The sequence below is a fragment of the Virgibacillus litoralis genome (assembly GCF_017873675.1).
Taxonomy (GTDB): domain Bacteria; phylum Bacillota; class Bacilli; order Bacillales; family Amphibacillaceae; genus Lentibacillus; species Lentibacillus litoralis.
In genome coordinates, this window is the sequence record NZ_JAGGKK010000016.1 from 59190 (window position 1) to 78842 (window position 19653).

A 19653-nucleotide genomic window follows, 5' to 3' on the forward strand; every position below is an offset into this window, starting at 1 on the left:
TGCCAACCATATGATTGAATTCTATAATGGAAGAAATGTCTGAATCTTTAAAGGGGAGTGATGTCAAATGCCAATTAATATTCCAAAAGAATTGCCTGCCAGTGATTCTTTAAAGCAGGAGAAAATCTTTGTTATGGATGTAGCGCGTGCCAAAACACAAGATATCCGTCCTCTTAATATATTAATCTTAAATTTAATGCCTGAAAAGGAAAAAACGGAACTGCAGCTGTTACGGCAGCTTGGGAACACGCCGCTGCAGGTTAATATCAGTTTTCTCAGGACTGCAACACACCGTTCAAAACATGTGAGCAGGCACCACCTGGAAAATTTTTATACAACCTTTGAAGATGTCAAAAATCGCCGTTATGATGGAATGATTATTACAGGTGCTCCTATCGAAACATTGGAGTTTGAAGATGTAACCTACTGGGAAGAACTGCAGGAAATTATGGACTGGGCGAACAGGAATGTCACCTCAACCCTACACATATGCTGGGGAGCTCAGGCAAGTCTGTATTATCATTATGGGATTGAAAAATTTATGATGCCGAAGAAAAGCTTTGGTATTTTTAAGCATCGCATATCGGATCCTACTGTTAATCTTGTGCGCGGCTTTGATGATATTTTCCATGCGCCACATTCAAGGTATACGAATGTTCCAAGGGAGGAAATTGAAAAGAATCCGGACTTAACACTTTTGTCCGTTTCTGAAGAGGATGCACCGTTTATCATCATGTCCAAAGATGCCAAAAATATTATGATTACTGGCCATTTGGAATATAATGCAACAGCTCTTGCTGAGGAATATGAACGTGATATTGACAAAGGGCTGGAAATCGATATACCAGCCAACTATTATCCAAACAATGATGTTAACGAACAGCCGCCTAACATATGGCGCTCACACAGCCATTTACTGTTCTCAAATTGGCTGAATTACTATGTCTATCAGGAAACACCGTTTAAATGGGATTAGTTTCATTTGCCAATGTGGTCATTTAAATAGTTAAAACTGCAATCTCATTTACCGTGAGGATTGCAGTTTTTTTGATTGGAATAACGTTATCTGTATTACACATCCTACTATATGGAGGTGAATTCAGATGGCAAAAGGTAAAAGCAAAAAAGATTTTGCTGATGAAAACAAATTATATAATCCGGAAGCAAAGTATTATGAAAATCAAGGCAGTGCAAATACATCTAATAAAGTTGCTGGAAACCAGCAGATGAACCGGAAAAATAAATAAGTTCATCAGTTGCGCATGGTACTCTGGACTGGCAGTCTATGGTACCGTGCGCTAATTGTCTCTTTTCAATTCTATTATGCGAACCAATCTTTCCAGCTTATCCAATACGAAAAAGAGTTCAATAATACTGTTTGCAATCGGAAAAACAAAATTCCATTTATCAAGTTCCGCTCCTTGCAGTTCCTCGATAAGATTATTAATTGTGATTTGCATTGCAGCTTTTGTTTCCTTCTGCAGATCCATATTGAGGTTGATTTTATTTTCATATAAAAGTAATATATTCTCACTGTAATTGTTCATTTCTTTTGCCAGTTTTTTTATCAGGTAAGCTTTATTGCCTTGAATTGCCTCTATGTCGTTGATGTTCTTCTCTAACTGTCGAATTAATGTCTGTTTTTTGCTTAGCATCTGGATCATATGTTTATAGATGATAACGTTTCTGTAAAAGCTTCGCCGATTTTTAATAAACAGACGGCCTCTCTCGTCAGATATAATGTCATAATAATCTGTTGCATCATTAATTATTTTTTCAATTTCCCCGTCTTCTTTTTTCATTTCAGGAATATTCATAGTCTTATTCGGTATTACTCGCAATAGAAAGTTCGTTTTCTCGCTGGCATCTTTAATTAGACTGAATAAATTCTTTTGATGATCCGGTGGAAAAACAATCATATTAATGATAAACGCAGAAAACACTCCAATTGTCACCAGTGATAATCGATCAACAATATACATAATGCTTAACCCATCTTCGTTTCCAAGCATCAATGCGATAATGGTTAATACCGTTAAGCTTACAGTTTTATGCAGACCAAGCCTAACGTTAACTGCAATGGATATGATAACGACTAAACCAACTGAAAGTGGATGATGTCCGAGCAGAAAAGTCCCCAGCAAAGCAAACGCAAGCCCAACCCCATTGGAAACAACTACCTCTTTTATATAATTATAAGACCGCATAATGGAGGGCTGCATAGCCAGAACAGCAGCAATCGCCGCCACAATTTCCAATTCGAGTTCCAGCATACCTGTAATCAGTAACGTTAATACAACCGCAAGGCCTGTTTTTACCATGCGCGGGCCAATATTGAATTCCATGTTTAGCACCCCTGTAATGTAACTTATAGTGTTATTTATATGCGGGGAATTATAGGACAGACCTATGGAATAATTGTATGTACTGACAGAGGAAGCCTTATTTCCGATTCCGGTTTAAGGCTATTTTTTGGTCTATAAAACTACTACTACTAAGGTACTATTTGGCCTTGTTTGATAGACCGAATGACGCATAGACAAGCATAAATCAAGTTGGTAACCTTTATGTAAGGGTTTTCAATTTTTAAAAAATTAAATTAAAGGAAGGTGAATCTCGTGACTAGTCGATCAAAAAAATTCTTTTTGCTAGGTATCAGTTTATTATTACTAATTCCATTTCTACCAGGTAGCTATGTAGATGCAGAAGAACATAAGTTAAAGATTAATCCTTCACCACAGGAGATGGAAGTGCTAGGGGAAGGTTTTCCGTTAACTCCTGTTGTTGGAATTGTTGTTGGGGAAGGTACTGATGATGCTGCGATTCGTGAGGTTGAACAGGCTTTAAAAGAAGCAGATGTCAAGCGCATTATCCGTAAAAGTTCCGATGAGCCTGCACCTGACACTCCTGTTACAATTTGGATCGGTGGCCCTGATGAGAATCAGGCGTCCTTAGATATCCTGCAACAACTTGATGTGGATGGTCCTGAAATGTTAAACGATGAGGGACATGTGCTAGTCTCAAAATATACTGATAAAAAGCGGATAGTGCTTGCTGGAAAGAATAAAGCAGGGACGTTTTATGCTGCCCAAACTTTTGAACAATTAATTCAGGAAAAGCAGGGACGTGACTGGATTCCAGCAGTTGAGATACGTGATTGGCCTGAGATGGCAATGCGAGGGTCAATTGAAGGATTTTACGGTCCACCATGGTCACATGAAGACAGATTAAATCAAATAGAATTTTATAGTGAACATAAAATGAACGAGTATATCTATGCGCCCAAAGATGATCCATATCATCGAGAGGATTGGCGCGAACCATATCCGGAAGATGAATTGGATCAACTTGGAGAATTGGTCGATAAAGCAAATCAAAATCATGTAGAGTTTACCTTTTCGCTCTCTCCGGGTAACACCGTATGTTATTCAGGGGACAGGGATTTTGAATTATTAATGGATAAAATGGAAGCTGTATGGGACTTGGGTGTTCGTTCCTACGCCATTTTTCTGGATGACATCAGTTATGAACTTCACTGTGAACAGGATCAGGAAAAGTTTGGAGACGATGAAAATCCAACGGCTGCAGCGCAAGCATATCTATTAAATCGTTTTAATGAAGAATTTATTCAGACTCATGAAGGTGCTAAGCCTCTGATTACGGTTCCAACAGATTATGCAGGAAATGATTCGACAGTATACAGAGAAAGGTTTGCTAAGTTGGCAGATGAAGACATTGTCGTCATGTGGACCGGTTCTGCAGTAGTCCCCGAAAAAATTGGATCAGATGAAGCAGAACAGGTTTCTCGGATTTTTAAACATGACCTATTAATTTGGGACAATTATCCGGTTAATGATTATGACCGAAATCGTCTGTTTCTTGGGCCGCTGGTAAACAGGGATAGTACCTTAGCAGACCATGGTGTCATTGGCTTGACAGCAAACCCAATGAACGAAGCTGAAGCTTCTAAAATACCATTATATACGATTGCAGATTATACATGGAATCCAAAAGCCTATGATCCACACGAATCTTGGAAGAGTAGTATTGAATCGTTTGGTGGAGACGTATCGGAAGCTTTAAAAACATTTGCAGAAAATAACTACTCATCACCAATTAACGGTTCTGAATCATTAACGCTCAGACCACTTATTCAACAGTTTTGGGATAGTTATGAAGGTGTAATTACAAACGGGGTTAGCCAAGAACTACTAGAAGAATTTGCACAGCTTGAAAAGGCGCCAGACAAACTTCAAAACAATTTAGATAATCAAAATTTTCTTGATGAAGTTGCTCCATATCTTGAGAAGTCGGAGCTATACGGAAAAGCGGGAAAAGCTGCAGTTAAAATGCTGATGGCACAAGAAGAAGACAATGGCGAGTCTGCATGGACTGAGCGGCTAATTTTACAGAAGGCATTAAAAGATGCGGATGACATATCACAAAAAGTTGCTGAAGGCGTAATTAAACCGTTTTTAACCAACGCCATTCAAAAAAATAATGAGTGGTTTGGTATCAAAGCAAGTCGTGGTACGAGTACATTAGGAACTTATCAGGATTATTCGCTTTCAAATATGACTGATGAAGATTTAAATACGTATTACTGGAGTAATGAGGCAGCTAAGACTGGAGATGCTGTGGGAATTGACCTTGGTGATCGTTTCACAGTTGAATCTATTGAACTACTAATGGGTACAGGTGAAAAGTCTGCTGATTATATTCATCATGGTGTACTAGAGTATTCCCTAGATGGAGAAAACTGGACTGCATTGACTGAAAAACATAATCAGGCAGAAATACAGGCTGAGACAGAAGGTATTGAGGCAAGATACATTCGATTCCGCGCAATAGAAGATCAAGTTAGTTGGGTCCAGGTAAGAGAGTTTGATGTGAAAATCGAAGGCGAAATTGAAACACTGCCTTTAACGACCATGGGAACTTATCAAAATTATGCTTCGTCCAATATGATTGATGGGGACAATAATACGATCTATTGGAGTGGCGAGCATGTTAACACAAATGATGCTGTGGGGATTGATCTTGGTGAAACTTACACGGTAGATAGCATTGAGGTGTTAATGGGTTCAAAGGGTAGCCCAGATGATTACATTGATCATGGTGCATTGGAGTATTCAGTAGATGGCGAGAACTGGACAACGCTTACGGAAAGGCGTGACCAACAAGAAGTCTCGCTGGATACTGACAATATTCAAGCAAGGTATATCCGGTACAGGGCACTGTCTGATCAGGATAATTGGCTTCAGGTTAGGGAGTTTTATGTTCAAAGTAATAAAGGAACTGACAATGTGAGTGGCGGACCACCAGCAGCAGATGGAACAAGCCTTAGTGATCTTGCAGATGATTCATTGTCTAGTGCATATCAGGCGAAAAGAACACCAGAAGCAGGAGAATCCATCGTATTAACATATCCTAAGCAACGTATGCTTCAAGAGTTAATCATTTTGCAGGGGGAGCAACCCCAAGCAAAAGCGACAATACAAATCGAGAAGCAGGATGGTGAGTGGCTGTCAGTCGGAACACTTTCAGGAATATATTCAAAGGTGGAAGCTGGTTTTGAAACAAACAAAATTAGATTAAATTGGCAAGAAAGTTCAGAGGCACCTACTATCTATGAAGTTATTCCAAAGTGGGACAACTAAAAAAGGTTAGTTATACTCAAACGTAAAAAGGGTCATTCCAGGATTATTTCTTGGGATGACCTTTTTAGGCTGTTAGTGGGTGGGACAAAAGTATTTAGTCAAAGTAAAATCCGAACTATGATTCAAAATTCTTGAAACAGAATTCGAATTAGTTGTATAACTACTTTCTTACTGCATAAGTGCAACTATGGCATTCACCAAAAGGCTTGGCGATAAGCTACGTTTTCTAGGCAGTTAAGAATGTATAACTACTTTCTTACTGCATAAGTGCAACTAAGGCAATTCGCCCAAAAGCTTGGCGAATGCCAAGTTTTCTAATATCAATTGTGGTGTATAGTAAAGTTGCAAGGCTTCATTTATTACCTATTTCAATTCTTTCGTTTCTTCGTTATACAAGGCAGTTTGTTTTATATTTACTCCAACAAACGATTCTAATATTGCCTGACCACCAGCAATAGATAGTATGAAAATCAGGTATTTAGCTATGAAGGGAACCCACAAAAAAAGCACTGCTAGAAATGTGGCACACCAAATCCCGGCACACCAATAGCAGGTTAGAAGGTAACCAATTTTCGATTTTGGCACCTCTTTTGATTCGTTAGCGGAAATCTTTTTCTTCGTTAAAAAAGGTTTCCGGATAAATTCGGTTATTTTATCAAATACGATTAGGTGTGTTAGACGATAGCTGGCGAGTATAATCATTACAAATGAGATCCACGATATTTCCATTTAACCAGACCCTCTCCATAAGAACATTACATTCGTTTACCATGTAAAGACGATCGTTTTAATATTCGATCTCCTCAAAATCATCTGGTTTAGGGGTTGGTTGTTTCTGTTTTAACTTATCGTTTTTTGCAATTTCCTCGTTCGTTTCATGATAGGGTTTAACTTTGCCAATTTGTTCTTTTGCCGGTTTATCGTTAAAATTATTATCATTCATTGAGATAGATCCTCCTTAATGAAATGTATTTAATTTCTGGCTATCGAGTTTAGTTTCCCAAATTTATATGTTTTTATGACAGGAAATCAGAAGTGACTAGGTAATAAACACTATACTAGGATAATAGTTTTATCTTTCAATCTTTCTCCAATAATCGACAAAATTTTCCTGCGAATTGTGTTAAATTTATTGTCATATTAAGGAGGAGGAAACAGAAGATGAAAAAGACATTGTTTTTCACCGTATGTTTACTAGTTGTTTTCGGCATGAATGTCGCTGCCAAACCAGCTAATCCAGACGCAGAACCGCAAATCAAGGTTGAAGACGGGGTGACCCAAGCAGTATTCTCCAAGGAGGATGCAGTACGTGAAACCGTTTATATTGAAACAGCGGTTGATAGTGATGGCGATGGACAAAATGACAGAGTTCATGCTGAAATTATACGTCCGAAAGAAACGGAGGAAGGGCTTGATGTGCCGGTTATTTTTGAAATGAGCCCATATCGCGCCGGACTTTCCTCACTGGATTTTCATGATGTAGATGTCGAATTAAATCCAGTAGAAAAGAATGGGAAGGGTAAACCTTATGCAGCAGATTTACCAGGCTATTATGACGATTATTTTGTGCCGCGGGGATATGCTGTCGTCCTTGCTGAGAGTATTGGCAGTGGTCTTTCTGATGGTTGTCCTACTGTTGGAGATGAACGGGAGATTCGTGCTACGGAGGCTGTCATTGATTGGCTAAATGGCCGGGCAGATGCATTTACGGAAGATGGACAAGCAGTATCTGCTGATTGGTCAACAGGGAATGTTGGCATGACAGGTGTATCCTATAATGGCACATTGCCAAACGGCGTTGCAACTACTGGCGTGGAAGGACTAAAAACTATTGTTCCAATTGGTGCGATTAGCAGCTGGTATGATTATTATCGTTCCAATGGGGCTGTTGTTGCTCCAGGAGGTTATCAAGGTGAGGATGCTGATGTATTAGGAAAAGCAGTACTTACTCGTGATAATCCTGAAGTCTGTTCAGATTTAATGAATCAAATAGAGGATGATCAGGATCGTAATACCGGAGATTATAACGAATTCTGGGACGCACGTAACTATTTGAATGATGTTAAAGATATTGAAGCTAGTGTTTTTGTTGTCCATGGTTTAAATGATTGGAATGTAAAAACACAGCAGTTCTCACAATGGTGGGAAGAATTAAAGCAGTATAATGTTCCAAGAAAGTTATGGCTGCATCAAGGCGGCCACTCCAGTCCATACTACTTCCGAAATGAAGAGTGGTTAAATACACTAAATAAATGGTTCGATCATTGGTTATACGATATAGATAATGGAATAATGGATGAGCCAGTTGTCGATATCCAACGTGAAGATGATTCATGGGAGACAACACAAGCATGGCCAAATGCGGATGCCACCGAGACGAAACTGCATTTTACCGCTGGCAGTAATGAAGCAGGTGGTTTAAGTGTTCTACCTGTCCCAAATAAAAATAAAGAAGCAGATAGTTTAATAGATAATGCGCTAATAGAAGCTAGTGAGTTAGTTGAAAGTCCTTTATCGGAATCACCAAATCGTCAAGCTTATTTAAGTAAGGAATTAACAGAGTCCTATCGTATGAGCGGAACACCAAATGTGTCTATTCGTGCCAGCATCGATCAGCCGACTGCGAATTTAACAGGATTACTTGTTGATTATGGACCAGATGGCGCTGAAATTGTTACGCGTGGGTGGATGGATCCGCAAAATATTAATTCGATGTCTAAATCAAAGGCGCTCATCCCAAACCGTCAATACACTTTTGACTGGGATATGCAGCCGGATGATTACCAGTTTAAAGCTGGGCATCAAATTGGTATCGTTATTATTTCCAGTGATAATAAATATACAATTCGTCCTGAATCTGGAACGACAATTTCAATTGATCCCGAGCGCAGCCATGTGACACTTCCATTAGTCGGTGATATAAAAGAGCTGCGATGAAAAGAGGAAAAGCGATCATCCTAAACAGGTGATCGCTTTTGCTATTTCAGTTGTGTAGGAAGCCCACTCAAGGGAAAGGCGGGACAAGGGACCTGACCCCATAATCCCGGTTAGATTGTTCGCAATAGCAGTTTTTTCAGGAGTGGGGCGAAGTGTTCTGGGAGTTCTTCGACGCTTGGGATCATTAGGCGTTCTTTTCCATAGATATTCTTCATTGTTAAATCTTCTCTTTCGTCGATTTCTCCGTCTGCTAAGAACATTCCGATGACATCTATTCCTTTTTTGCGTGCTTCAGACACAGCCAGGTTTGTGTCAATGATTCCATTCTGATCATAGTTCGCAGCAGCAGGTTCACCGTCTGAGAATACGAGCAGAAATTTATTCCTTTCTCTTCTGGCTGCTAATTCCTTTGTAATAACACGTATACTAAAACCATCCCGGTTATCTTCTTGTGGCTCAAGCTGCATAATTCTTGCTCCGTTGTTTTGATAAAGGGAATCTGTGTAGGAATGAATCTCGTGAAAATAATTTGGTTGATAGTTTTCCTTTACGTCATTTGCATCCTCCCAAAATCCAACGATGGAGTGGGGGATCTTGAGTTGTTTTAATACTTCGTGAAACAGAACTACGCCACGTTTTGTTTCGTCCATTTTATTATGCATGGAAGCGGAACAGTCGACAAGCAGGGTGAAAACGGCATCGATGTCTTTGGATTCCTGATTTTTTTTATAAAATACCCTTGGGTTTTCTTCAATAATAACGGGCAACAGTTTTTTTGATAATCGGCCAATGATTAAATCTTTTCGAGGTGCATTCATTTTGTGTTCGAGCACTTTTTCAATGGTGGTGGCAAGCTTGCGTTTGTAAGCTTCAATTGTTCCAACAGCATTCTCATAGGCTAGTTGCTCTTCCTTTGATGGTGTGTTAGCTTTTTCGACAATTGCTACTGCATTTTTATTTTCCTCGCCATAGTTTAGCTCGTTGTCATTCGAATGCTTTCCTTTGTTGGAACTCTGTTTTTCAAGCGAATCGACTTCCGAGTAATCGTTATTATCACTAGCCCCCGAAGCACCTTGAATTGTACCCATGGCCTGATCTTCATCCTCAGTTTCTCTTGCTCCACTGCCGATAATACTTGTCTTTGTACCTGATTCTAATTCAAATTGAAGGAAGTTTTGTTTCCTGTCACTGTTTTCATTTTCCTGGTGCCAGGAAGGTAATTGTTCATCCATAGACTCATTATTTTCTTCATCGACATCTTCTTTTTCTTCGTTTGGTATGTCATCTGTCCGGGTTAATTCATCGAATAAAGTATTCTTTTCATACTTTTCGATGTGTGCAATCGGAAACGAAAAATAGACATTGATCATGTCTTTATAATCATCTTCTATTTGCAAGACCATTTGTTCAGCAATAGCTGTAATGTCTTCTGTATTTTTTGCTTCAAACGAGGCATAGATATGCGGTTTAAGTTTATCCAGGTTGCTAAGCTGATGTTTATTCGCTTTAGGGAAACTTGGGTCTGGCTGGTCTGTCTGAATTAACAAGTAAATGAGACAAAATAATTCATCAAGCGGATGGTTTCTTGTCACGTTGGTTCCTAATTGAGTTTCAAAGTAGTGCTTCAGGTGCTTTCTTCGGACGGTAAAATCTCTTTTTGTGCCTGGTCTTATTTTGGTTATGATTTCTTCCAACCGTATATCCTCCAGCAATGTAATAAGTTGAGCAGCAAAATTCGGCATGCCTGATTCGTTTATTTTTTTAAGATATTCCTTCATAAAGGGGACTTGTGAATAATGCAGCGTTCCAATTGTCCGCAAAAACACATCCGTTTTATAACCCTGTTCCTTAATTTCCTGAGTGCTAATATCCCACAAATGACTGCCTGTAACATTACCATTCGTGAGGTCAATAAACGAACCATACTTATAGTCGAATTTTAAGTCCGGATTATCCGATAATATGGTGGATAGGTCCTGTAATTGCAAATAAAGATCGGTATCTATCTTGGAATCATCCCAGCGGTTATATTTCATTTAGTATCCTCCTTTCTCATCTGTTTGTGGAATTTATTTTCCTATTAAAATAGGGTGTCTGCTAAATTTTTCACGAATTCTTTCTCACGTTCTTCTTCCAGTTTATCCACGATTGACCTTAAAATAGCGCGTTTTGGCGGGATAATCGAACTCAGATCACAGGCATCAAGCAAAGCACGGATGGACGCTGCTTCTTCGGATAATTTCCCTTGAGCAACTGAACGAATCAAATCGCTGGAAAACGTAACAAATAAGTCGATTGTTGTGTTGTTGGTTAGCCTTGTGTTTGATTGGATCAATTCCTTTAATTGTTCACCTTCAAGATATGGAACATCAATGACAATAAATCGGTTTTTCAGCGCTTCATTTAATGGGACGGTACCAACATAGCCTTCGTTAATTGCAGCAATAACATTAAAGCCTTCTTCGGCAGTTATGATTTCGTTAGTGAATGGATTCGTTACCGTTCTTCGATAGTCAAGTACACCATTAATTAGCGGTAATGTTTCGGGTTTCGCCATATTGACTTCATCAATGTAGAGGAAGGTTCCACCATTCATTGCGCTTGTTACTGGACCTGGCACGAAATCAATTACTTGTTTTCCGTCCTCATATGCCAAGGTTTTAAAGCCCATTAAGCTTTCTGCATCTAGATCGACTGAGCAATTGACATTAAACATTGGCTGGTGGAATAAGTTTGACAGTGTTTCAGCGAACTTAGTTTTTCCAGCCCCAGTTGGACCTTTCAGCAAGATATTTTTACCCATGCTTAGTGCTGAAATCGCATCAATTAGTAAATCTGTATGTGGTGGCACATAACCGCCTTGTCGGATTAATTCCTGAAATGTATTATCATCCTTTCGTTGGTTAGTATTAAGTATATTAGTTATATTTTCGGGAAGATTGTAGTTTGTGTGCATTGATAAACTCCTTTCAACGATAGTTTAAACCTTATCGCGGGAGTTGACAAAGATTGCGGGACGAGGAACCTGACCCTCCGTCCCGTTAGAGGAGGGGTTGTATGTTTTCTTTTCGTGGCGATGCGCATAAGTTATTTCTTGATTTAAAGGGTCAGAGGGATATTCATTCCAATAAGGATCTTAAAGAAACTGCTGAAATTAAATCTTTTTATAAAACCCTTGAAAGCGATACGCTCAGATTAATTTATTATCGTATGGTAAAAGAACAAAACGGAACAGGTATTATTCCTATCTTTGTCACGGCAATTCCCTGGCTTTTATTTTTATTTTCGGATAAAATTCAGGACTTTTTATTTAAGGATGGTATTCTGATTTGGGCGATTTTCATTACAATATACCTGATTTTACTAACGGTAAGTGCCTTTTTTCATTTTAAGGAAAAAGCATGGGCTGCTTTACATATTGAGATAATTAAGGATGTTCTGGGGGAAAGGGACAATAACAGTTAAGTTTCTATTATTAACAAAACGTTCGCAGAAGAAAACTTGCTATACGGAACTGCAGATGAGATTTTGTCAGGAGTATTAAAACGAATGATTTGTAAAAACTAATTAGAAAACTTGGCTTGTCGCCAATTCTTTATGGCGAAAGGCTAAGTTGCACTTATGCAGTAAAAAAGTATTTATACTTTTTTACTGCCAAAAAAGGAGGAATCTATTTTGAGTAAGGGTAAGAAGAAAAAGAACAAGAGCAAGGAAGAGTTAAACGATATGAAGGATGATAAAAAATATCGGCAAAACCGGCCGCCAAGATAACCAGCAGGAGGTTAATTACATGTCAGAACAAAATAAAAACCACAATCGGGATACAGGTAAGCAGCAGAATGTATTGAAGTATGATACAGAACCGAAGCGCGAGAAGAATGACACAGAGATAGCAGAGGACACCGAGTTTCTAAATCAGGATAATAAAAGAAACAAGAGAAAGCGATAAATGGGAGAGCATGTCCATAGTGGCATGCTCTTTTAGTTGCTGTTGAAGTTTGTTTGTCGCGCAATGCTGAAGTTCACAAGGACAGCGCTGAAGTTCACACTGATTTCGCCGATGTTCACAATAAGGTTGCTCGAAGTTCACAGTTTCCCCGCTGATGTTCACAACTTGAAAGCAGATTTAGATGGCCGGCATCAAAATTATTTAAAAACAAAAAAAGTGCCGGGGATATAATATCCAGCCGACGCCTTTTCGTATTATATGTGGATAACTTCAAATGTTTCCGGTTCTGCCTCTTTAATAAATTTGCAAGGTTTTTCTGACGTGATCATATGGAGACCATGCATTGCTCTGGTGCAGGCGGTGTAAAAGAGTGCGCGATCTGACTCTCTGGCATAGTGCCCGGCAGAAGCCTCAGGGATAATAACAGCATCAAATTCGATTCCTTTGGCCAAGTAAATAGGCAGAATAAGCAATCCTTTTTCGAATGAATAAGTCTGCTCTGTTATCTGTCTGATTAACACTTTATCCTGAAGCTTTTGGTAAAGCTCATTGCTTTCCTTGAATGTTTTGCAAATAATCGCGATTGTTTCATTTCCGTCATGTTGAAGTTTTTCAATCTCAGCGATTAAGGTGTCGGTTATATTGGATTTATTTTCCAGTGTGATTAATTTAGGTTTGTTGCTGGATCGCTCAAATGATTCGATTTTTGCTTCACCAGGGGCAAAGGCTTTTGTGAATTCCACGATTTGTTTCGTTGATCGGTAACTTTTTGTAAGGGTAATTCGTTCGTGATTCCGTTCAAGTGTTACAGGTATCAGCGGATTATCCTCAGTAGCGTACGCGTATATCGCCTGATTAATATCACCCAGTAATGTCAACCTGGTATAAGGAAAAATATGCCTGATATATGCAAACTGGAATGCTGAATAATCCTGCGCCTCATCAATGAACAGGTGACGGACGGATCGTTCTGAATCGTCACCAAGCAATCTGCCCTTAAAGTAAAGATATGGTGTTGCGTCTTCCCAGGTTAAGAACCTCTGCGATAAATTCCCAGCGGTCAGGGTTCGTATTTTTTCCCATTCAGCTGGTGCCTGGTGGGGTTTCCAATTACGAAACATCTCACGGTATGTTGCCAGCACATGAACGAAGTCAAAGCGTTTCACCCGTTTTTTAATCTGCGCGAAGTGGCGCTTTACAACTTCTTTACGAAGGAGTTCTTCTTCCAGGCTTGAATTTTCTTCATCTTCCTGCTGGCTGGAGTGGTATGCCTCTAAATACTCTTCCTTATCCATTAATTCAACCTTTTCCATTACCCAGTCCTTGTCCTTTTCCTGCTTTTGGCTTTGTCGTAATTCATGCAACAGCCACGTGGCAACAGCTTCCATTCTGTTTGGAAGAGAAAACTCCTCCAGTGAATAGAAGTAGTCCGCAATTTGTTCTTTTGATATGAGGACTTCGTGATGTAACGTGATATTTCTAAACTGAATACCGTGATAGTTCAGTTGAGAGATGTACTCATCCAATAGCGATTTAAAATCCAGGCTTGATTTGTATGTCATGTTCGTTAGACGGTCATCATAATCTTCCTGGTCCATTTCCGTTAATGTATATTCCATTTGGGAAAAAGGGGACTCAATTGTGATCCCTTTTTCGATCCGCTTTTCCAAAAAATCATAAAAGGTGGATTGCTGGATATTTTCTTCCCCTAATTCAGGAAGTACGTTGGCGACATAACTGGAAAATAACGGGTTCGGTGAAAAGAGCAGTAAATTGTTGGCGTTAAGCTCTTTTCGAAATCGATACATAAGGTACGCAATTCGCTGCAGGACTGCAGATGTTTTTCCACTCCCGGCAACACCCTGGACAATTAAAAGATTACTCCGTTCATTTCGGATGATTTTATTTTGTTCCTTTTGGATGGTTGCGACTATACTTTTCATTGTTGTACTTGCGTTGTCTCCCAAAGCCTGCTGGAGAAGCTGGTCACCGATTGTAAGTCCAGTGTCAAACATGCTTATAATATTGCTTTGTCTGATAATGAACTGTCTCTTTAATGAAATTTCTCCAGTTATTGTTTCATCCATTGTTTCATATTGCGCCTTCCCGGGAGCGTAGTCATAATAAAGGCTGGAAATGGGAGCACGCCAATCGTATATAAGGAAGTTTTCTTCCTCCAGATCCATCAGGGAGGAGGTACCAATATAGATTTTTTCTTTTTCACTTCCCGGACTTTCTATGAAATCAATCCGTCCAAAATAGGGGGAGTCTTTTAGTTTTTTGAGTTTTTTCAGTTCCTTGTCCATGTTCCCGTGGAGCTGTTCCCGTTCAGTCAGCAACTCGGCCTGTTGTTTAACGCTTGCTTGCGTTTCGATTACATCATCAGGTTCATCGAGGTTAACCGTCACATCATCCCAAAAATTCTCGCGAAGATTGATGATTGTATCCTTTAACCCTGCAGATTTTTTATAGATTATTTCCTCTTTGTTGTTAATTTCATTGATAATTTCATTGACTCGATGCTGTTCCGCTTCACGGCTCATGCCACCAACCCCATTCTTAAAAACTTTTTTATTGACTTTAAATATAACTGATGATATAATATAATTGGATATATTTATATTCAATTATACAATCAATGATCATTATATTAGTTTACCATAATTAGCTATGGGCAGCAATAGTTTTTACTGTTGTTGTCTTTTTATTTTGTATTAAGGTATTTTAGTCTAATTCCATCATTTAGCTTTATCCCGAATTCCTCATTTTATATGCCCCAAAGTAATGAAAAACATCTATACCCTATGAGCTATAAATAACAATTACAAATGCTGATCATCTTATTTTTTCAACTAATTTAATAAAAGGGAGGACCCAGATTCTCCTGTCTCTATGAATTGTCTTTTGTCTATTGGAAAACATAAATAAGTGTAAATAATTATTTTCCTAGAGACACGGAGAAGGAGATAATGAAATGAGTCAGTCAATCAAACCCGTTATTGGAATTACCAGTTCTATTGTCAATCACAATAATATTAAGAGTGTTAATTTGCACGAGAGATTTATTCGTTCTGTAATACAGGCGGGGGGAATCCCAATTATAATTCCAACTGGTACAAAAGAAATGCCAGAAGTATGGGTCTCCATTTGTAATGGAATTATTTTAAGCAGTGGAGAGGATGTCGATCCAAATTCTTATCGAGCAAATCCTGATCCAAGAGTACAAAAGACCAATGAAAAACGTGATAAAACGGAGATAGGGCTTGTGGAACATGCTCTAAAACAGAAAAAGCCGATTCTTGCCACCTGCAGAGGGGCTACAATGCTAAACGTTGCGTTAGGCGGAACAGTTATACAAGACATAGAATTCAATAATCCAAATGCTATTAATCATTATCAGCAAGCAGCAAGACCGGAGCCTACTCATGAAATTCAAATTGAGGGTAATAGTTGGCTTTATGAAATTCTCAATAATTCAACCACCAGAGTTAATAGCACTCATCACCAAGCTATTGATGAAATCGCATCTGGTCTTAGAGTTGTAGCGGTTGCTCCAGATGGTGTCATTGAAGCAGTTGAAGGAACAGGCGAATACACCAAACAGTTATTGGGGATACAATGGCACCCTGAAGAGATGGCTAGTGAGGATCCAAATATGCAAAATTTATTTAAAGCGTTTGTCGGTCAGTGTATAAATACAGTACAGTAAAGGTAATAGCTTTTCTAATATTATAAGATTTATAGGGATGTGATTGTGATCGATTGCAGGCTGGAAGATATAAAATATGTGTGGTATGCGAGCTATGGTTCCAATTTAAGCAGAGATAGATTTTTATGTTACATAAAAGGTGGTAAACCAAAAGGATCTGAAAAAGTTGAGGTTGGGTGTAAAGATAAATCTCTTCCTATAAAAGAGACGACATATATAATGCGTTATCCTTTATATTTCGCAAAATCATCAAGTCGTTGGCAAAACAAAGGAGTAGCTTTCATCGGATTAAATGAAGATGAAGAACATCATACATACAGCAGGAAATATTTAATAACAGTAGAGCAATTTATGGATGTAGTAAAACAGGAAAATAACGGTGCTGAACTCGATATAGATTTAATTGAAATTATAAAGAATGGATCAAAAACACTAAGAGATTCATGGTATGGAACTATTTTATATTTAGGTGAAGAGGACGGGTACCCAATTTTAACTTTCACAGCTTATTGGGACTTAGATGTTCCTTATAATAAACCATCTGAAGAATATCTAAGTATGATAATTAATGGCTTAAAGACAACTTTAGAGCTCGAAGATACTGAAGTTTTAAATTATTTAAGTTCAAAACCAGGCGTCGCTGATAATTATAATAGAAACGAAATTGAAGAACTATTGTAGTGATATTTGTGCAGAATTACTGACTTTATGCAGGACGGACGTCTGTCCAACATTCCAGGTAATAGCAGGATAACATCTTTTTCACTGGGAAAGTTAGGAGTAATGGAGGTGAAAAAGTTGGCTGACGAAAAGAAGAAGAAAACAAAGGAAAATGTAACTACCGAGCTTGGTGGTATGGGGTTGTATGGAACCACTGGCAATGTAGAGGTTGAAGGTTATGAAATGTCTGGAGATATTGAAAATGCCGGGCAACTTGACAAAGGATTTAATAAAAAGAAGAAAAATATGGGAGCTAAAGCCTCATTGGAAGATTCTCCTTAATTTAGTGGTCAGACAAGAGGGCAAAAAGCTCCTTGTCTGATATCCACCCTGAATAATAGATTTCTCATCTAACAGTTTACGACTTCTCGCGAGCAGTCTTGTTTGTTGTACTCCGTTTCTGGGTAAAACGTCAATATCATTTGATTTAATATATTATAATCTCGTATTGATTCTTGCCCCTTATGGCCCGGGTGCTTATCTGTAAAAGGATAGGTGCTTTTTTTATGGGCAGTTAAGAAAGTATAACTACTTTCTTACTGCATAAGTGCAACTAAGGCAATTCGCCCAAAGGCTTGCACTCCAGAGTATAAGGGGTTCTAAGAAAGCAAAATACGCTTTCATAAGAATCCCTTTAACGAATGCCTAGTTTTCTAAAAATGTTCTTCTAAATATCTTTAAGTTTATTTCAATATTCACGTGGTAATAAATAATTATGCTGTTGATAGGAGATATTAGTTCTATCATCGTTCACTGCAGAAATTATTGTAATTGGAGGATTCAAAATGGATAAAAAGAGTAAAGGATCAAGCAAAAGAAAATTAATAGACTATCGAATTTTTGCACCATCTTTACTTATTGTTATCTTAATTACTATACCTTTTTCGATGTATGAGACGAAATCATTGAATCTGCTGAATAGCATTTTTGAAAAGATTGTGGAAGTGTTCACATGGGGATATATCTGGTATGCAATTATATTAGTAATTGCAGCCTTATATTTGTCATTTTCTAAGTATGGCAATGTTGTTTTAGGTGATCCGACAGAGAAACCCAGGTTCACATTGTTCGAGTATTCCTCGATTTTAATTGCCATGGGTCTTGGATCAACGATTATGCGGACTGGAATGATTCAATGGGCATCTGTTGCAAATGACCCGCCTGCTGGTGTGGGTGCTGGGACAACAGAAGCATTAATGTGGGGAAATTCGTACAGTATGTTTCTATGGAGTTTTCAAGTATTTGCCATCTTTGTCATGGCAGCACCTGCAATGGCCTATATCCTGCATGTTCGCAAAAAACCATTTATGCGAATATCCGAAGCATGTCGTACTATCTTTGGCGACAAGTTTACTGATGGTGTTGGTGGAAAAGTGCTGGATGTAATCTTTCTTGTCAGTATCCTAGCGGGTGCAGCTGTTACCTTAGGACTTGGTGCGCCGATTGTTACCTATAACTTATCAAGTTTATTTAATATAGAGCTATCGTTTGGTTTAACGCTTGGCGTGACAATTATCTGGGTATTCTTATTCTCGCTGAGTGCTTATTTAGGAATAGAAAGAGGTATTAAACGACTGAGTACCTTTAATATGTATCTTGCTGGAGCGTTTGCTTTATTTGTGATTATAGCAGGACCTGGAATATTAATTCTTAATTATTTTACAGACAGTGTTCGATTTTTATTATCTAACTATGTTAATATGTCGCTTTACACCAACTCTCTGGATATGGAAGGCAGCTCACATATTGAAAGCTATACCGTGTTTTGGTTTGCTTATAGTGCAACGTGGGCAATGTTACACAGTGTATTTGCTGCAAAGATATCCCGGGGCAGGACAATAAAAGAAATGATATTAACCTACTTACTTGCGCCAACACTCATATCTTGGGTGGCAACAGGTGTACTTGGAGGTCTTGGCGTACACAGGTATCTGACCGGGGCTGTTCCTGTATTGGAAACAGTAAAGGAGGATTCTATGGCAGCTATACCACAAATATTGGCTTCATTGCCACTTTCAACTATTGCTATTACAGTGTTTATTATTGTGGCTACCATTTTCCTGACTACGACTCTGGATTCGACAACGTACACGATTGCATCGTATACGGGCACAGAAAACATGAGTAAAGCAGAGCCTTCAAGGAGTTTACGAATAATTGTTGCTGCAATCATAACTGTGATTGCTTTGATCCTAATGCGGATTGGTGGCTTAGCTCCATTGGAAGTACTTTCGGGTCTAATGGGAATACCAATTATCGTGATACAATTCCTGACAATATACGCCGCTAAGAAAATGATGGATGAGGACAAGGCATGGTTAAATAATGTGAGGAAAGATAAATCTATGCAGCAGAATAAATAAAGAGTGTTAGCAGTTCGGTTTCGGAGTACAAGCGTTTTGTACCCTTAATTGGGCTGCTTTTTTTGATGAGTTTTGAGGTAAATGGTGAAAAAGTAGCCACTATTCAGTTTTCATAGCGATCATTCAGTTTTCAGCTTTCCTCGGGCGGAATTTCCACCTGGCGCATTTTTTACTTATGATCAGACTAAGTAATTGATTAAATTTACGTAGTTTGAAATAATTGTACTTATGAAAAATAACTTTGTTTCAAAACAGAAGTGAACAACCTTTGAGTTTATCTAGTGTTTACGCTGGTTATAAACAGCCCAAATAGAA

The 19653-nt window shown here is 38.6% G+C and carries 16 protein-coding genes; 10 read left to right on the top strand and 6 right to left on the bottom strand.

Translation table 11 applies throughout. The annotated features are described in order from the left end of the window. The first annotated feature begins 67 nt into the window (after positions 1 to 67). Positions 68 to 976, top strand: a complete 909-nt coding sequence (gene metA / locus J2Z82_RS14000; protein WP_209481398.1) for a homoserine O-acetyltransferase MetA — start codon at positions 68 to 70, stop codon at positions 974 to 976. Positions 977 to 1103: 127 nt separating this feature from the next. After that, on the top strand, positions 1104 to 1247 hold the full coding sequence (locus J2Z82_RS14005) for a hypothetical protein (protein ID WP_209481399.1): 144 nt from the start codon (positions 1104 to 1106) through the stop codon (positions 1245 to 1247). Positions 1248 to 1298: 51 nt separating this feature from the next. Here J2Z82_RS14005 and J2Z82_RS14010 read toward each other — a convergent pair whose 3' ends face one another. Continuing rightward, positions 1299 to 2345 carry an FUSC family protein gene (locus tag J2Z82_RS14010; protein WP_209481400.1) on the bottom strand — a complete coding sequence of 349 codons (1047 nt, stop codon included), beginning with the start codon at positions 2343 to 2345 and terminating at the stop codon, positions 1299 to 1301. Between the two features lie 273 nt (positions 2346 to 2618). Between J2Z82_RS14010 and J2Z82_RS14015 the strand changes: the two genes are divergently transcribed. Beyond that, on the top strand, positions 2619 to 5660 hold the full coding sequence (locus J2Z82_RS14015) for a glycoside hydrolase family 84 protein (protein ID WP_342453650.1): 3042 nt from the start codon (positions 2619 to 2621) through the stop codon (positions 5658 to 5660). A gap of 363 nt (positions 5661 to 6023) precedes the next feature. On the opposite strand, the gene J2Z82_RS14020 is transcribed toward J2Z82_RS14015, so the two are convergent. Next, positions 6024 to 6389, bottom strand: a complete 366-nt coding sequence (locus tag J2Z82_RS14020) for a DUF1360 domain-containing protein (protein WP_209481402.1) — start codon at positions 6387 to 6389, stop codon at positions 6024 to 6026. Positions 6390 to 6447: 58 nt separating this feature from the next. Then, the gene (locus tag J2Z82_RS14025) at positions 6448 to 6603 is read right to left on the bottom strand and encodes a hypothetical protein (RefSeq protein ID WP_209481403.1); all 156 of its coding nucleotides are present in this window, start codon (positions 6601 to 6603) and stop codon (positions 6448 to 6450) included. A gap of 218 nt (positions 6604 to 6821) precedes the next feature. On the opposite strand from J2Z82_RS14025, the gene J2Z82_RS14030 reads away from it, so the two are divergent. After that, positions 6822 to 8597 carry a Xaa-Pro dipeptidyl-peptidase gene (locus J2Z82_RS14030; RefSeq protein WP_209481404.1) on the top strand — a complete coding sequence of 592 codons (1776 nt, stop codon included), beginning with the start codon at positions 6822 to 6824 and terminating at the stop codon, positions 8595 to 8597. Between the two features lie 110 nt (positions 8598 to 8707). Here J2Z82_RS14030 and J2Z82_RS14035 read toward each other — a convergent pair whose 3' ends face one another. After that, complete coding sequence (locus tag J2Z82_RS14035) at positions 8708 to 10633, bottom strand: vWA domain-containing protein (protein ID WP_209481405.1); 1926 nt, start codon at positions 10631 to 10633, stop codon at positions 8708 to 8710. A 44-nt stretch (positions 10634 to 10677) separates the two neighbouring features. Then, the gene (locus tag J2Z82_RS14040; RefSeq protein ID WP_209481406.1) at positions 10678 to 11553 is read right to left on the bottom strand and encodes an AAA family ATPase; all 876 of its coding nucleotides are present in this window, start codon (positions 11551 to 11553) and stop codon (positions 10678 to 10680) included. A gap of 101 nt (positions 11554 to 11654) precedes the next feature. Here J2Z82_RS14040 and J2Z82_RS14045 point away from each other — a divergent pair, with 101 nt between their 5' ends. After that, complete coding sequence (locus J2Z82_RS14045) at positions 11655 to 12062, top strand: hypothetical protein (RefSeq protein WP_209481407.1); 408 nt, start codon at positions 11655 to 11657, stop codon at positions 12060 to 12062. A 325-nt stretch (positions 12063 to 12387) separates the two neighbouring features. Further along, entirely contained in the window at positions 12388 to 12546 is a 159-nt protein-coding gene (locus J2Z82_RS14050; RefSeq protein WP_209481408.1) for a hypothetical protein, read from the top strand. Between the two features lie 254 nt (positions 12547 to 12800). Here the strand turns inward: J2Z82_RS14050 and helD are convergent, their stop codons facing one another. Next, complete coding sequence (gene helD, locus J2Z82_RS14055; RefSeq protein WP_209481409.1) at positions 12801 to 15089, bottom strand: RNA polymerase recycling motor HelD; 2289 nt, start codon at positions 15087 to 15089, stop codon at positions 12801 to 12803. 431 nt (positions 15090 to 15520) lie between these two features. Between helD and J2Z82_RS14060 the strand changes: the two genes are divergently transcribed. From J2Z82_RS14060 to J2Z82_RS14075, 4 genes are all read left to right on the top strand, one after another. Next, entirely contained in the window at positions 15521 to 16255 is a 735-nt protein-coding gene (locus J2Z82_RS14060; RefSeq protein WP_209481410.1) for a gamma-glutamyl-gamma-aminobutyrate hydrolase family protein, read from the top strand. A 39-nt stretch (positions 16256 to 16294) separates the two neighbouring features. Continuing rightward, a complete protein-coding gene (locus J2Z82_RS14065) occupies positions 16295 to 16936 on the top strand; it encodes a hypothetical protein (protein ID WP_342453651.1) in 642 nt (213 codons plus the stop codon). 108 nt (positions 16937 to 17044) lie between these two features. Then, on the top strand, positions 17045 to 17257 hold the full coding sequence (locus J2Z82_RS14070) for a hypothetical protein (protein WP_245251727.1): 213 nt from the start codon (positions 17045 to 17047) through the stop codon (positions 17255 to 17257). A 503-nt stretch (positions 17258 to 17760) separates the two neighbouring features. Next, on the top strand, positions 17761 to 19338 hold the full coding sequence (locus J2Z82_RS14075; RefSeq protein WP_209481411.1) for a BCCT family transporter: 1578 nt from the start codon (positions 17761 to 17763) through the stop codon (positions 19336 to 19338). Positions 19339 to 19653 lie beyond the last annotated feature (315 nt).

Excerpts from the sequence above, each read along its gene's own strand:
- J2Z82_RS14075 (WP_209481411.1), top strand. The coding sequence starts at position 17,761 with ATGGATAAAAAGAGTAAAGGATCAAGCAAAAGAAAATTAATAGACTAT.
- J2Z82_RS14005 (WP_209481399.1), top strand. The coding sequence starts at position 1,104 with ATGGCAAAAGGTAAAAGCAAAAAAGATTTTGCTGATGAAAACAAATTA.
- helD (WP_209481409.1), bottom strand. The coding sequence starts at position 15,089 with ATGAGCCGTGAAGCGGAACAGCATCGAGTCAATGAAATTATCAATGAA.
- J2Z82_RS14030 (WP_209481404.1), top strand. The coding sequence starts at position 6,822 with ATGAAAAAGACATTGTTTTTCACCGTATGTTTACTAGTTGTTTTCGGC.
- J2Z82_RS14020 (WP_209481402.1), bottom strand. The coding sequence starts at position 6,389 with ATGGAAATATCGTGGATCTCATTTGTAATGATTATACTCGCCAGCTAT.
- J2Z82_RS14010 (WP_209481400.1), bottom strand. The coding sequence starts at position 2,345 with ATGGAATTCAATATTGGCCCGCGCATGGTAAAAACAGGCCTTGCGGTT.
- J2Z82_RS14035 (WP_209481405.1), bottom strand. The coding sequence starts at position 10,633 with ATGAAATATAACCGCTGGGATGATTCCAAGATAGATACCGATCTTTAT.
- J2Z82_RS14040 (WP_209481406.1), bottom strand. The coding sequence starts at position 11,553 with ATGCACACAAACTACAATCTTCCCGAAAATATAACTAATATACTTAAT.
- J2Z82_RS14050 (WP_209481408.1), top strand. The coding sequence starts at position 12,388 with ATGTCAGAACAAAATAAAAACCACAATCGGGATACAGGTAAGCAGCAG.
- J2Z82_RS14025 (WP_209481403.1), bottom strand. The coding sequence starts at position 6,603 with ATGAATGATAATAATTTTAACGATAAACCGGCAAAAGAACAAATTGGC.
- J2Z82_RS14045 (WP_209481407.1), top strand. The coding sequence starts at position 11,655 with ATGTTTTCTTTTCGTGGCGATGCGCATAAGTTATTTCTTGATTTAAAG.
- metA (WP_209481398.1), top strand. The coding sequence starts at position 68 with ATGCCAATTAATATTCCAAAAGAATTGCCTGCCAGTGATTCTTTAAAG.
- J2Z82_RS14060 (WP_209481410.1), top strand. The coding sequence starts at position 15,521 with ATGAGTCAGTCAATCAAACCCGTTATTGGAATTACCAGTTCTATTGTC.